The sequence below is a fragment of the Segatella copri genome (assembly GCF_019249765.2).
Taxonomy (GTDB): Bacteria; Bacteroidota; Bacteroidia; order Bacteroidales; family Bacteroidaceae; genus Prevotella; species Prevotella copri_K.
The window spans coordinates 2459064-2472222 of the sequence record NZ_CP152484.1 but is presented as its reverse complement, the minus strand read 5'-3'; the positions used below and the strand labels follow the sequence as shown (position 1 = coordinate 2472222).

Below are 13159 nucleotides of genomic sequence, written 5' to 3'. Positions count from 1 at the left end.
TGGGTGACGCATAGTCAAAGTCAGGAGCGATTCTTAATCTTGGCTTTAGTGGGATTGTTGCCAATGATTATCATGACCATACCATTAGGAGGATTTTTCATTTTTTATGAGGTCTCATTGTACTTCTCAATAATTTGGGGCTTGTTCTTCTATGCTTGTTTCAAAACTCATCAGGTCAAGTTGAAGACAACTTTGAATGTATTCTTTTTGACTCAACTTTGTGTGTTTGTTGCATGGGATTTGTTAGGATTACCTAAAGTCAATCCTTTCTATGCTTTTACAGGTGTGCATTTTCCTTTTAATCTTCTTGGGTACGTCTTTGGAGTTGGACTTACGGAAGAATTAGGAAAGATGATACCGCTCCTTATTATATTAAGGAAGGCAAAGGAACCGTTAATACCTCAAACGATGGTGTTTTATGGCTTGATGGCAGGAATCTCTTTTGGAGTTTTTGAAGGAGTTCAATATCAGATGACGGTAAATGCTGAGCAGACGTATGATGTTTCGTTCTTCCTGAACATTGCAAGATTGACAAGTTTGCCGTTCCTTCATGCTTGTTGGTGCGGTATTGCAGGTTATTTCTTGTCGTTTGCTCATCTCTATCCAAAGTATAGACGAGGATTATATGTTCTTGCAATCAGTATTCCTGCTATAGTTCATGGGTTATATGATTCCTTTGCTGATTTAGGGGCTATTTCGCTTGTTATGGTGTTCTTGGGTTTGATGCTTTTGATGATGTATTTGAAGCAAAGCGTTGATTATCAGTCGAAATTAAGGCAATAAAGAATGACTTATAACCTTGCATGCAAATGTTAGTGTCAAAGAGTGTATAGTGAGTGTAACGTTAGGGGTTCTCGGTCTTGTTGAAAGAAAAGCAATACCTTTGCACCAGAAAATAAAAATAATAACATTTAAAAAATCAAGATTATGGGAATCTTTAATATCTTTAACAAGAAAAGTGATAACGAGAGCGCAGCTACAGTTTCACTTCCAGTAGTAGAACCTTCTGAAGCAAAGGAGGTGGTTGAGAGTGTTGCACCAGTAAAAGAAGAGGCTTCAAGAGAGAATAAGCCTTTGACAGTTTCTTATGCAACAGGTTGGCCTATAGATGTTATCTATGGTTATCTTCATAAGAATTATGAGGATAAGGGCTTTGCTGATGCTATGGTCAAGAGTGACTTGGCTTTCCGTGATTTAAATATGAGTCTCATTCGTAATAAGATACTCATGGTGTTCAGAGAAATCAACCTCAACTATGATGTAATGAAGCAAGACTTGCAGGTACGTATTGATAATTGCAATGCTGCTGGTTTGTTGACCACCGTTGCTGAAATCGAAAAGACCATGTCGCTGATAAATGCTCACAAAGAAGAGTTGAGTCAACTTGAGTTAGATTTTCGTAATAATGCAAATGAGGCTTCCATTCCATTACAATCCTATGATTGTGGATTCTTGAGAGGTATTGCAACAATTGCGATGAGTGGTGCTAAAGGTACGCCGATTTCACATATGCAGAATGTGAACAATATAGTATCTAAGCAAGCTATTGCATAGTTATAGTTGAACTTTAAAAACGAATGTCTTATGAACTGGTGGATTAAATTTGGTTGCAAATTGACAGGTTGGAGTTCAAGTGTTTTGGCTCAGTGCTCTGAGGCAAGTAAAACACAGTTAAGCAAATATACCTCTGCTTTGCTCATCTTGATGATTGTATGGAGTATTACAGGCTTTTGTTTTGCTCAAAGGTATATTGGACTTCCTGTTTGGGGATGCATTTTAGTTTCATTGGTATTCATTACCATAGTGATTATGATTGAACGTCAAATTCTTTTGGCCTTGCACCCAACAAAAAAGTTAGTTGCTTTCAGGTTTGTAATAGCTATTATTATGGCAATTGTTGGCTCGACAATCTTTGACCAGACAATGTTTGGAAAAGATATAGACAAGCAGATGGCTGCCACGATAGAACACCAAACACAGGCTCTTACTCAGAAGAGAGTAAGTAACATCGATAGTAAGTTGCTGGCATTCCAAGAGGAAAAGGATTCCTTGGATAAAGTCAATTCGGAATTGCAAGCAGACATTAATGCTCATCCTTGGATTGTTCAAAAATCAGTGACCAACAGCCAAGATAGACTTGTTGTCAATGGAAAAATTAAGGTGGTAAACAATCCATCTGTGACAACCAACCAGGTCGCAAATCCTAAACAATCAGTAGTCTCTGCTAATAATGAAAAGATAAAGCAAATTGTTTTGCAAGAGATGGATTTGAACAAGAAAAGACTGACTATGGAGGAAGATACGAGAAAAGAATGCCAGGCTAATGTTGGATTTCTGGAGGAATTGGAGGCAATGGTGTCTATAGTGACGACTCGTAAGGTCGCAGGAGCGTTTTATCTCATTTTCTTTATGTTGTTGATGAGTTTGGAGCTTTTCGTTGTCACAAGTAAAATGGGAGACCAAGAATGTGATTATGAAATGGCAATAAAAGGAGCTGAAAAAGTAAAAATGGCTCAGTTTAATATGGCTTTTAATAGAGTGCAAGCAAAATAATATTCAAATTAATATATTTGAAATGTAATCTTGCAATCAATATATTCATTGATGATGATAATAAGGTGCAACGTTTTAGAAATTGAGCACAATATCAAAAATATAGATACCTTTGCATCAGAAAATAAAGTAACAACAAATTAAGAGTAACAATTATGAAAAAAATAATAGTAGCATTGGTTGCAATGATTGCAACATCAACTGTATCTTTTGGTCAGTCTTATAACTACAATAGTCGTAGAAATGCAACGTATTCTTATGGTGTGAACACTAATACGGCAACAGTTAGTGGCTATACTCGTAGTAATGGAACTTATGTAAATGGTTATACTCGTACTCAACGCAATAGTACCAATCACGATAACTACTCTACATATGGTAATCACAATCCATATACAGGTACAATAGGAAGTCGTGCTAGAGACTATTCTACACAGTCTTATAACTATGGCTCTGGATATACTGTTCAGACTGGTAGCCGTGGAGGACAGTATTATGTGAATAGCCGTGTCAATAAGGTTTATGTGCCCAAGAGATATTAAAAAGTTTCGGTAGTGTTGAGTAAAATATAGTTCTCGGACAAGGTAATATAGATATGGCTATAAATTTAGATAAGAAAGAAAAGAAGAATAGTTGCCTACTACCATTTTTGGTTGTTTTGGTAATTATTGCCGCTTTAGTTGCAGGTATTGGCTTGTTATGGGGAGTAACTGGTTATATATGGTTCTTGAGAATTTTAGGAGTCATATTTGCTTTTGTCGCTTTCTGTGGATTAAGTTCCGCAAGTGGAGTTGGGTGTTTGATAACTATAATATGTGGTATATTTGCTGCATTATGCTTTTGGGGAGGCAATACAATAGAAAAAAACTATGCAGAGTCAATGCCGTCTGTGAGTACTTCATCTTCCTATGGCTCTGATGTTAGTTCGCAAACTCCAACGTATGAGAACGAAGTTTCTTCACAAGTAGAGGAAGATAGTCCTTACATAGATAATCGTTTGCAAACTGGAGATAGTCCTTATAAAAATATAAGATTATCTGGTAATGAATCGACTATTGAGGTTAAGACATCAGCAGGTGATGAGAACGATGTTGTAGTTATCATTAAGCATAATGGTAAAATCGTAAGAAATGCTTACATACAGGGAGGTGACTCTTATCAATTCTCTGTACCAAACGGAACTTATCAAGTGTTCTTCTATGGAGGAAAAGGATGGAATCCAGACAAGAAAATGGCTGGTGGCTATACAGGAGGTTTCATTACTAATGAGTCCTTCTCGAAAGATAATGCCGTTACTTTGGATTACCAAGGTCTTAACTATGAGCTAATACCACAGCGTAATGGTAACTTTAATACAGAACTGAGTAGTGAAACGGAAATGTTTTAGTGTGATATAAATATGGATTATGAATCATGTCGTGATTTTCTAAAAAGATTGGGCTATGTAATATTAATATGCATTGTCTTTCATTTTAAATTAGATAATTTTGCATTTATGATAGCATTTATTTTAATAGTAATAGCGTTGTTCTGCTTTTCCTATTATAAGGCAAAGCAGCAAAAGGCAGATCAAGAAATGGATCGTATTATGAATGCGCCAAGTGGAACTGTGAGCGCAGAAGTTTTACCTTTAAACAATAATAATATGGAAGAAAATCAAAATTTTAGTACACGTGACCTTTGTGCCGAAGTCTTGCGTAAGTTAAACTGCGATGTTCAGTTTGATGATGAAAATGAGTATAATATGCATTTCTCATATCAAGGAGAAAATTTTAGCGTGGAAACTTGGGAAGATGGTCTCATGATAACAATTTGGGATACATGGTGGGGAACTGTTGACTTGGATAACCTCGATGATGTTAGCCGTGTACGTAAAGCTATAAATACTATAAATGTTAGACAAGGTTTTACATTGATGTATTCTATAGACGAGAAGAGTCAAAAGTTTGCAGTTCATACAAAACGGCAATGCTTGCTTATTCCTCAAATTCCTCAGATAGAAAACTATATGGTTGCAATGCTTACTGGCTTCTTTGATGCTCAACGTAGCTTTAAAGAGGAGTATGATAGACTGAGATTAGAAGAAGAGGCAAATGCTAAAGTTTAACTTAGAGAGTTCGCTTATAATTCATAATTTCATAAAATGAAACTGTTATGAGATATTTAATTTTGTCAATATTAGTCTTGTGTTCTTCTGCAATATTTGCGGACAACATCAAACGCCCTGATAGCTACAACTATACTCGTGGCGTGGAGGCAATCACTAACAATAATCTTGAGGAAGCTCTTGATTATCTAAATAAAGAAATCAATGAACATCCTGACAATGGCTATGCTTTTACATGGATTTCTTTGGTGAGGAACTACAATGAAGAGTTTGGTCGAGCTTTGACTGCGGCAAATGTTGCTGTCAAGAAGATTCCAGTAAAGGATAAAGAGTTTAGGGCTTTTGCTTATGCAACCAGAGCAAAAGTGTATCTGAATCTAGAAGATACGGTTCAAGCTTTAAAGGATTGTGGTTTTGCAATCAATGCGATGCCTAATGATACTCGTTATTATGAAGCTAGAGCTCAACTTTATTATGAGCTGGCGAAATATGATTTGTCAGATAGGGATTACCAAAAGATGATTTCCTTGAAGGAAGGGGATGTGATGGGATATATGGGTATAGGTAGAAATGCTAATGCCCAGAAACGTTATGGGGATGCCATCAAACAGTTTGATTATGTCGTAAAATTAGACCAAAATTATTCTTCTGCTTACTCTTTCCGTGCAGAAAGTTACATGGGACAGAAAAAATATAATGAGGCTATAGATGATGTGATAACTGCATTATATATTGATAATGATGATAAGGCTTTTTATGAATTGCAGGAATTGGCAGATTCTGCATTTGAGCAGACTATAGCAAAATTAAAAGTCCAAAATATTAAAGATGCAAATGATAATTCTTGGACTTATTATTTAGGTGTAGCTTTTGAAAAAACTGCAAGATATACTAAGGCTATAGCATATTATAAAGAGGCTTTGGAGAAGGAATCCAATATCATAACAGTTAATCGTATATCTCAATGTTATAATAAATTGGGTGATTATGATAAGGCTTTAGAGTATTGTAATCAAGCGATAGCTTTAGATTCTGTAAAAGCTAATTATTTGTATGAAAAGGCAAATATTCTAGATAATGCAGGACGTACTCAGGAAGCAATAAAGACCATGAGTGATTATATAGCAAATACCCCAGATGAGCCTGCTGGATATTATCAAAGAGGTTGGTTTAAGGATCATTCTGGTGATATTGAAGGGGCCTTGGAAGATTATACCATGGCAATTACCTTGCAGCCAAATGAGGCTTATGCGTATTTGAATAGGGGTGTTCTATATCGTTTGAAAGGTGAAAATGCTAAGGCAGAGTCTGATTTCAAGCAAGTTGTTCGTTTGGATTCTATACCAGAAGAAGCAGAATGCTCTTTTTATGCTTATTATTACTTGGGACAGAAAGATAAGGCAATAGAGATTTTGAATACAATACTTGATAAAGATAAAAAGGGTAATTGTTATGATGCTGCATGTCTTTACTCTGTAATGGGAGAGAAAGAAAAAGCTCTTTCGTATCTTCGCCAGTCTTTGGAGGATGGTTATAGACGCTTTGCTCACATCAAGCGTGACCGTGATTTGAATAATATACGTAATACAGAAGAATTTAAGGTCTTACTGAAAGAGTTTGAAGAAAAGCATCTGCAGGAGCTAGCCGCTGATGCAGATGGGGATGATTCTTCATACGAATTGAAAGTAGAAGAGATTCCATTTACAAAAGAGAGTGGTGTTTGCAAGGTGAAGTGTGCTATCAATGGTTTGCCTTTGCATTTCATCTTTGATACTGGTGCTGCTGATGTTTCTATTTCTTCTGTTGAGGCTACATTTATGGCAAAGAATGACTTCTTGTCTTCTTCAGATATTATCGGGAAACAGAACTATCAGACTGCTGATGGAAACATAACGGAAGGTACGATTATTAATTTGAAAGATGTAAAACTCGGTTCTTTACATCTGAATAATATCAAGGCTTCTGTTGTCCGCAATCAGGCAGCCCCTTTGCTTCTAGGACAAAGTGTTCTGAGTAAATTGGGAAAGATAGAAATAGACAATACGAAGAATGTGTTGCGTATTACACATAAGCAAAAAATCAATTAAATACAATTATAGTATGGAACAAAAACATCATTACACAGGCTTGACTGATGCCCAAGTGCTCGAAAGCCGTAGTAAACATGGTGCCAATATCTTGACACCACCTGAGAAAGAACCTTTATGGAAACAATTCCTAGAGAAGTTTGGCGACCCTCTGATTATCATTTTGCTGATAGCCGGAGTGTTGTCTATCGGCATTTCTTGCTATGAGTTTTGGGGATTGCATGAAGGTGCAGAGACATTCTTTGAGCCAGTTGGTATTTTTGTGGCTATCTTGCTTGCCACTGGTATCGCCTTTATCTTTGAGTTAAAGGCTGATAAGCAGTTCTCGGTTCTCAACCAAGTTAATGACGACGAAATGGTAGAAGTAATCCGGAATGGGAACACAACTTCTATCAAGAAGAAAGATGTCGTTGTTGGTGATATTGTCGTGTTGAATACAGGTGAGGAGATTCCTGCTGATGGAGAACTTTTAGAGGCGGTTACCTTGAATGTTGATGAGTCTTCTTTGACAGGTGAGCCTATTTGCCATAAAACAATTCATGAACTGGAGTTTGATAAGGATGCAACATTCCCTTCTAACCATGTGATGCGTGGTACAAAGGTGATGGAAGGTCATGGTGTTTTCAAAGTTTTGGCGGTTGGCGACAAAACGGAAAATGGTAAAGTCTTTGAGGCAGCACAGATAGATGATAGTGTTCGTACACCATTAAATGAACAGTTGGATGGATTGGCAGACTTGATAACCAAGTTGAGTTATATTTTCGCTGCGCTTATTATCGTTCTCAAACTGATGGTGTTCTTCGGTTGGAGTCCTATTGTTTTGACATTGGCGGTTCCTACAGGCATCTTCTTCTGGATGGTTATAAAAAAGTTTGACGACTGGAGTTGGAAAGCTGTTGTTCCATCAATCATTGGCTATTTTGTGATATTGATGGGTATGGTAGTTTATTTCCATGATACTTTGATGCCGGGTGAGCAAATAGCTAAGTTGATTACATATACGTTGGATACCTTGATGATTGCAGTAACACTTGTGGTTGTTGCGGTACCAGAAGGTTTGCCAATGGCTGTTACTCTGAGCTTGGCTTATAGTATGACTCGAATGATGAAGACCAACAACTTAGTTCGTAAAATGCATGCTTGTGAGACGATGGGTGCTACGACTGTTATCTGTACCGATAAGACTGGTACTTTGACTCAGAATCAGATGCAAGTGCATGATACCAATTTCTATGGTCTTTCTGCTCAGACGTTGGGTAATGATAAGGAAAGTCTGTTGATAGAGGAAGGTATTGCTGTCAATTCAACTGCTTCTTTGGATTATTCTGATGCTGAGGCTGTAAAAGTATTGGGTAATCCAATCCTACGGAGGGCGCTTTGTTGCTTTGGCTCAAGAAGGCTGGCGTTGATTATCTGAATCTGCGTGAGTCTGCTGAGGCTTTAGAGGAGTTGCCTTTCTCTACAGAGCGTAAGTATATGGCAACAATTGTTAAGTCTTCATTGTTTGAAGGCAAGACAATTCTCTATGTCAAGGGTGCTCCTGAAATTGTAAGTGATTTGTGCAAGAACATCGAGAATAATGTTTCTAAAACCGATATTGAGAATCAGTTGGTTGAATATCAGAACCAAGCTATGCGTACCCTCGGCTTCGCTTATCAAATAATTGATAGTAAGGCTGACGTATTCAAGGATGGTAAGGTTGTGGCTGATAATTTAACCTTTATGGGTGTTGTGGCTATCAGCGACCCTGTTCGACTGGATGTTCCTGCAGCCGTTGCAGAATGTATGAATGCCGGTATCAATGTGAAGATTGTTACTGGTGATACTCCTGGTACAGCTAAGGAAATCGGTCGCCAAATTGGTCTGTGGACAGCAAAGGATGGTGATAAGAATATTATTACTGGTCCAGAGTTTGCTGCTCTTTCTGATGGAGAGTTGGATAAGAGAGTCTTGGATTTGAAGATAATCTCTCGTGCTCGTCCTATGGATAAAAAACGATTAGTTGAGGCTTTGCAAAGGAAGAACCAAGTCGTTGCTGTTACTGGTGACGGAACCAACGATGCCCCTGCTTTGAAGGCTGCTCATGTTGGTTTGTCTATGGGTGATGGTACTTCTGTAGCAAAGGAGGCATCTGATATTACCATTATCGATAACTCATTTAGTAGTATTGGTAAGGCGGTGATGTGGGGACGTTCACTCTATCAGAATATCCAACGTTTCTTGCTCTTCCAGTTGACTGTGAATGTGGCTGCTTGCTTTATCGTTCTTTTTGGCGCATTTATGGGCGAGGAAAGTCCGCTTACCGTAACTCAGATGCTTTGGGTGAACTTGATTATGGATACTTTTGCTGCAATGGCATTGGCATCTTTGCCTCCATCAGAGAGCGTGATGAAAGATAAGCCAAGAGATAGAAATGCCTTTATCCTGAATAAGGCGATGTATCAGAACATCTTGGGCGTTGGTGGATTCTTCTTTGTGTTGCTGCTTGTATTACTTTATGTCTTTGAGCATTCGAATATTACGCAGTTAACAGATTTACTCAACGTTCAGTTAGGTGCATCTGATGGTCTTACTCCTTACGAGTTGACCTTATTCTTCACCATCTTCGTGATGACTCACTTCTTCTATCTCTTCTGTGCAAGAGCATTTGAGACAGGTAAGAGTGCGCTTCATTTCAAGGGATGCAAGGGCTTGTTGATTATTGCAGCTATCATTTTGGCTGGTCAGATTGCTATGGTAGAGATTCCTGGTTTGCAGAATTTCTTCAATGTAACTGGTCTGAAGTTTGAGGATTGGGTAATCATCATCGTTGGTTCTTCATTTGTGCTTTGGATTCGTGAAATCTGGAGTTTGCTAAAGAAAATCTAAAATTAAATAGAAGGAGTTGCGTTATTCTTTAAGATAGAAGGCGCAACTCTTTTTTATCAATTTCTAAAATTTATAAAGATATGTCTAAGTTTAAAATACCAGGAGTGTCATTCTCCTTAAATCGGGCTTTAGGTATCACGCAAGCAAAACAAAAGTTTGCTCGTGAGACCGGTATTCCAACCTCAAAGGCTGGATTGGAAAGAAAAATTGGTAAGATGGTTCTGAAGGCATTGTTTGGAAAATAATATGAGTAATAACAATAATAAACAGTTAGGTGAAGCTCCTTGGCTTCATGTAATTATTTCCACAGGATTAGGCACAGGTTTTGTACCTAAAGCACCTGGTACAGCAGGTGCTTTCTTGGCTTTGCTCATTTGGATAGGTCTTTATTATGTCCTTTCTCCGATAGGGTTGATGGTGGCTACAATTTTATTGGTTGTTAGTTCTTTGTTGATTGGAGTCTGGACTGATAATGTGATGGAGAAATATTGGGGTGAAGACCCAAGGGCTGTCGTAATTGATGAGTTCTTTGGTACGTGGGTTGCGGCTTTAGCAGCTGTTTGTGTAGATGGTCCAGCTTATGTCTCAATATCCCTTGCAACAATAGGTTTTGTGTTGTTTCGAGTGATAGATATAACTAAACCGCTTGGTTGCAGATGGATAGACCGGAATATTCATGGTGGATGGGGCTGTATGCTTGACGATGCATTGGCTGGCTTTTATGCATTTATTGTAACATTAATAATCCGATATTTCCATCTAGTAGAATATATTCATGGGACATATAACTTGTAAAACTGTACCTACAACTGGTATCATTGGAGCAATCGCTGGCGATTGCTTCGGGGCTGCGTATGAATTTCATCCGGTAAAGCATGGGGACTTCGATATATACAAAGATCCTCGTTTTACGGATGATACGGTTATGACCTTGGCTGTTGCGAAATGGCTGACGATTGATCCTGAATCTATCATCTCATATTTCGAAGCAGATAGTTATACTTCAGCTATCCGTAATGCATTTCTTTTGGTGGTGATGCTGACACGATGGCGTGTATAGCTGGAGATGGATGATTTTACGATTTGTTGGTTGTATGAATAGAAATCGATATAAGGGGAAGAAAAGGAAGGGGTATGATGCCGGTTTCGATGATGGCTTCGTTGGTAGTGGCTGTGACTCTGAGGAGAAATAGAGGCTTCGCACGACAATGTTATCCGCCCGGAAATCCGACATCAGCAGCTCTGATGTTGTTAACTGAAACCATAATCATGGCTGCAAACATAAACTTCTTCCTTCTAATTGTGCCCCTTTACATAACTTTTTCGAAACTTTTAGCGAAAAAGTTTTGTTGTTTCGAATAAAATTTATAACTTTGCAGCAACATACTCACCCCGCTTCCCTTTAGAACAGCGCGCTCAGGGTGAGTCTTTTTATTTTATATGCTTATGAATAAGATTGCATATCCAAAGGAACTAAAAAGTTTTGATGAGCAAATTGCTCTGTTGAAACAAAGAGGAATGTATTTCGAAGATGAAGTACGGGCTAACTGCATTTTGCAAAATGTCAGTTATTATAGATTGAGTGGCTATTGGTATCCTTTACTGAAAGATAAGCAAAGGCACATATTCAAGGATGGGGCTTCTTTTGATAATGCTTATTCCATATATAAGTTTGATTCGGCATTGCGTAAGTTGGTTCTTTCTGAAATAGAGAAAATTGAGATTGCTGTAAGAACACAATTTTCCTATATCATGTCACAAGAATATGATGGATGGTGGTTTACTGATTCTTCTTTGTTCTCAACTCCTGCAAAACATGCGAAGACTTTGGCTAAAGTTGAAGATGAGTATAATAGAAGCGATGAAGATTTTATTGTCTCTTTTAAGGCTAAATATTGCAATCGTTTTCCTCCAAGTTGGATAACTTTAGAAATTACATCTTTGGGGACAATGTCTATATTGTATTCTAATCTAAAAGGCGGAAGATGCAGAAGGCAGATAGCCAAATATTTTGGGGTAGCAGATACGATTATGGTGTCATGGTTGCATACTATCACGTATGTGCGGAATATCTGTGCTCATCATAGCCGATTATGGAACAAGACGTTTGGTATAACCCCAATGATGCCAAGGAGGACTACTTTTCCTTTTGTTACTTTGCCAACCAAAGGAACTCAGCACGTATATTTTGTTCTTTGTATGATTCTGTATCTCTTGAACATTATCAATCCATCGAATACTTTCCGCAATAAGATAAATGTTTTGTTGGAAGAATATCCAAATATTGATATTGTTGCTATGGGATTTCCTGAGAATTGGAAAGAACAACCTTTATGGAAATCTTGAACGATGCTTATCGTATGTATGAGCATGGTGAAAATCTGGCGGCTATCCTCTATCGTATTCAGCGAGAGAAGCCTGTGGCTTATCGTCGCATCATCCGCGTCATTCAGAGTGTGGCTCCCTATTTCTCGGACTTCTATTTCCAACCAACCGAAGCCGATATGGTGCGCTTGCAATGGCAGGATAAGTATAGTTCTATGATTTACGGACCGACCGACTTGTCGGATGGAACCATTCGCTTTATTGCCTTGACCGTGCTCTTTATGCAGCCATGGTTACCACGAGTTATCATCATTGATGAGCCGGAGCTTGGTTTGCATCCTGTGGCTATCGAAAAACTTTCGGGTTTGATTAAGATGGCGGCACAAAAGGGTACGCAAGTTATCGTTGCTACCCAGAGTGCTGAACTGATCAGTAACTTTGAGCCAGAGGATGTCTTGACTGTTAATCAGAACGAAGATGGTACAACCATCAATCGCCTGAATAGCGAAGAGTTGGCACATTGGCCAATCACCAGAGCTTATCAACAATAGTCCTGAGACAGCTCCGTCCAAACGATTGATAGCTGCTATTCCTGATTATAATAAGGTAGTTGTTGGCATTTGTGTTGCTATGGACATTGGTTTGGAGAAGATTCGTGAGAAATGCCCTTTGTTCAATGAATGGATAGAGCGGTTAATGAAGTGATATTTATCAATGGGGGATAATAACGCAGAGTCCTGCTGGCATCACTGCCAGCAGGATTCTGCGCTTTCCCTATTACTCCTGAGTATTCTCCTTTGGGGGCTCCTGAACTGTAGCTGGCTGCCTTGCCTGGTATTTCTCTTCTGTTGCTGCAGGAGTTTCTTCCTCTCAACGCTTAAGAAAAAAGGTATCATAAATTAACTGTTGGAAAGAGGTGGGTTTTAGTCGAAGTTTAGTCGAAGTTAGTTGAAGTTAGTCGAACTTTTAGTCGAAGTTAGTCAATCTTTAGCTTACTTCTTTGCTATAATGTTCTGAAAAACAGTTGCTAATTATGAAATCTAACTTAGTTAAACTTTTAAATGTTTAGTCGAACTCAAAATGGGTTATTTGCTTTGGGAGTAATTCCCTTCTTGGCTTAGACTAAAAGTATCTGAAGGAGCATAAAAGGGAATATGATATGTGTTGTCGTTAAAAAAGTGAGCAGTGTAATCGGTACAGCACTATTGCCAGATATGGA

The 13159-nt window shown here is 38.3% G+C and carries 13 protein-coding genes and 1 pseudogene; all 14 read left to right on the top strand.

The genetic code is table 11. The annotated features are described in order from the left end of the window. Positions 1 to 3: 3 nt before the first annotated feature. Complete coding sequence (locus KUA46_RS10735) at positions 4 to 783, top strand: PrsW family glutamic-type intramembrane protease (protein ID WP_434725792.1); 780 nt, start codon at positions 4 to 6, stop codon at positions 781 to 783. A gap of 144 nt (positions 784 to 927) precedes the next feature. Then, the gene (locus KUA46_RS10730; protein WP_218487639.1) at positions 928 to 1554 is read left to right on the top strand and encodes a hypothetical protein; all 627 of its coding nucleotides are present in this window, start codon (positions 928 to 930) and stop codon (positions 1552 to 1554) included. Between the two features lie 30 nt (positions 1555 to 1584). Beyond that, on the top strand, positions 1585 to 2553 hold the full coding sequence (locus KUA46_RS10725) for a DUF4407 domain-containing protein (RefSeq protein WP_218487638.1): 969 nt from the start codon (positions 1585 to 1587) through the stop codon (positions 2551 to 2553). A gap of 155 nt (positions 2554 to 2708) precedes the next feature. After that, positions 2709 to 3095: a hypothetical protein gene (locus KUA46_RS10720; RefSeq protein ID WP_434725791.1), complete on the top strand. Its 387-nt coding sequence runs from the start codon at positions 2709 to 2711 to the stop codon at positions 3093 to 3095. A 53-nt stretch (positions 3096 to 3148) separates the two neighbouring features. After that, entirely contained in the window at positions 3149 to 3940 is a 792-nt protein-coding gene (locus tag KUA46_RS10715; RefSeq protein WP_218487636.1) for a hypothetical protein, read from the top strand. A 12-nt stretch (positions 3941 to 3952) separates the two neighbouring features. Continuing rightward, complete coding sequence (locus tag KUA46_RS10710) at positions 3953 to 4660, top strand: hypothetical protein (protein ID WP_218487635.1); 708 nt, start codon at positions 3953 to 3955, stop codon at positions 4658 to 4660. Positions 4661 to 4707: 47 nt separating this feature from the next. Continuing rightward, complete coding sequence (locus KUA46_RS10705; RefSeq protein ID WP_218487634.1) at positions 4708 to 6747, top strand: tetratricopeptide repeat protein; 2040 nt, start codon at positions 4708 to 4710, stop codon at positions 6745 to 6747. Positions 6748 to 6760: 13 nt separating this feature from the next. Next, positions 6761 to 9615, top strand: a pseudogene (locus KUA46_RS10700) (cation-translocating P-type ATPase). Positions 9616 to 9695: 80 nt separating this feature from the next. Then, entirely contained in the window at positions 9696 to 9860 is a 165-nt protein-coding gene (locus KUA46_RS10695) for a hypothetical protein (protein WP_167639501.1), read from the top strand. Position 9861: 1 nt separating this feature from the next. Further along, on the top strand, positions 9862 to 10410 hold the full coding sequence (locus KUA46_RS10690) for a phosphatidylglycerophosphatase A family protein (RefSeq protein WP_118191575.1): 549 nt from the start codon (positions 9862 to 9864) through the stop codon (positions 10408 to 10410). After that, complete coding sequence (locus tag KUA46_RS10685; protein WP_218487633.1) at positions 10391 to 10675, top strand: ADP-ribosylglycohydrolase family protein; 285 nt, start codon at positions 10391 to 10393, stop codon at positions 10673 to 10675. The genes KUA46_RS10690 and KUA46_RS10685 overlap by 20 nt, the downstream gene beginning before the upstream one ends. Positions 10676 to 11061: 386 nt before the next feature. Then, positions 11062 to 11961, top strand: coding sequence for an Abi family protein (locus KUA46_RS10680; RefSeq protein WP_218487632.1), 900 nt, complete (start codon positions 11062 to 11064; stop codon positions 11959 to 11961). Further along, on the top strand, positions 11949 to 12491 hold the full coding sequence (locus KUA46_RS10675) for an AAA family ATPase (protein WP_218487631.1): 543 nt from the start codon (positions 11949 to 11951) through the stop codon (positions 12489 to 12491). The genes KUA46_RS10680 and KUA46_RS10675 overlap by 13 nt, the downstream gene beginning before the upstream one ends. 25 nt (positions 12492 to 12516) lie before the next feature. After that, entirely contained in the window at positions 12517 to 12645 is a 129-nt protein-coding gene (locus KUA46_RS10670; protein ID WP_256625087.1) for a DUF4276 family protein, read from the top strand. Positions 12646 to 13159: the final 514 nt, after the last annotated feature.

What these genes read in the sequence shown, in the direction of transcription:
- KUA46_RS10725 (WP_218487638.1), top strand. Translation starts at nt 1,585, where the DNA reads ATGAACTGGTGGATTAAATTTGGTTGCAAATTGACAGGTTGGAGTTCA.
- KUA46_RS10695 (WP_167639501.1), top strand. Translation starts at nt 9,696, where the DNA reads ATGTCTAAGTTTAAAATACCAGGAGTGTCATTCTCCTTAAATCGGGCT.
- KUA46_RS10715 (WP_218487636.1), top strand. Translation starts at nt 3,149, where the DNA reads ATGGCTATAAATTTAGATAAGAAAGAAAAGAAGAATAGTTGCCTACTA.
- KUA46_RS10680 (WP_218487632.1), top strand. Translation starts at nt 11,062, where the DNA reads ATGAATAAGATTGCATATCCAAAGGAACTAAAAAGTTTTGATGAGCAA.
- KUA46_RS10690 (WP_118191575.1), top strand. Translation starts at nt 9,862, where the DNA reads ATGAGTAATAACAATAATAAACAGTTAGGTGAAGCTCCTTGGCTTCAT.
- KUA46_RS10710 (WP_218487635.1), top strand. Translation starts at nt 3,953, where the DNA reads ATGGATTATGAATCATGTCGTGATTTTCTAAAAAGATTGGGCTATGTA.
- KUA46_RS10720 (WP_434725791.1), top strand. Translation starts at nt 2,709, where the DNA reads ATGAAAAAAATAATAGTAGCATTGGTTGCAATGATTGCAACATCAACT.
- KUA46_RS10675 (WP_218487631.1), top strand. Translation starts at nt 11,949, where the DNA reads ATGGAAATCTTGAACGATGCTTATCGTATGTATGAGCATGGTGAAAAT.
- KUA46_RS10705 (WP_218487634.1), top strand. Translation starts at nt 4,708, where the DNA reads ATGAGATATTTAATTTTGTCAATATTAGTCTTGTGTTCTTCTGCAATA.
- KUA46_RS10730 (WP_218487639.1), top strand. Translation starts at nt 928, where the DNA reads ATGGGAATCTTTAATATCTTTAACAAGAAAAGTGATAACGAGAGCGCA.
- KUA46_RS10685 (WP_218487633.1), top strand. Translation starts at nt 10,391, where the DNA reads ATGGGACATATAACTTGTAAAACTGTACCTACAACTGGTATCATTGGA.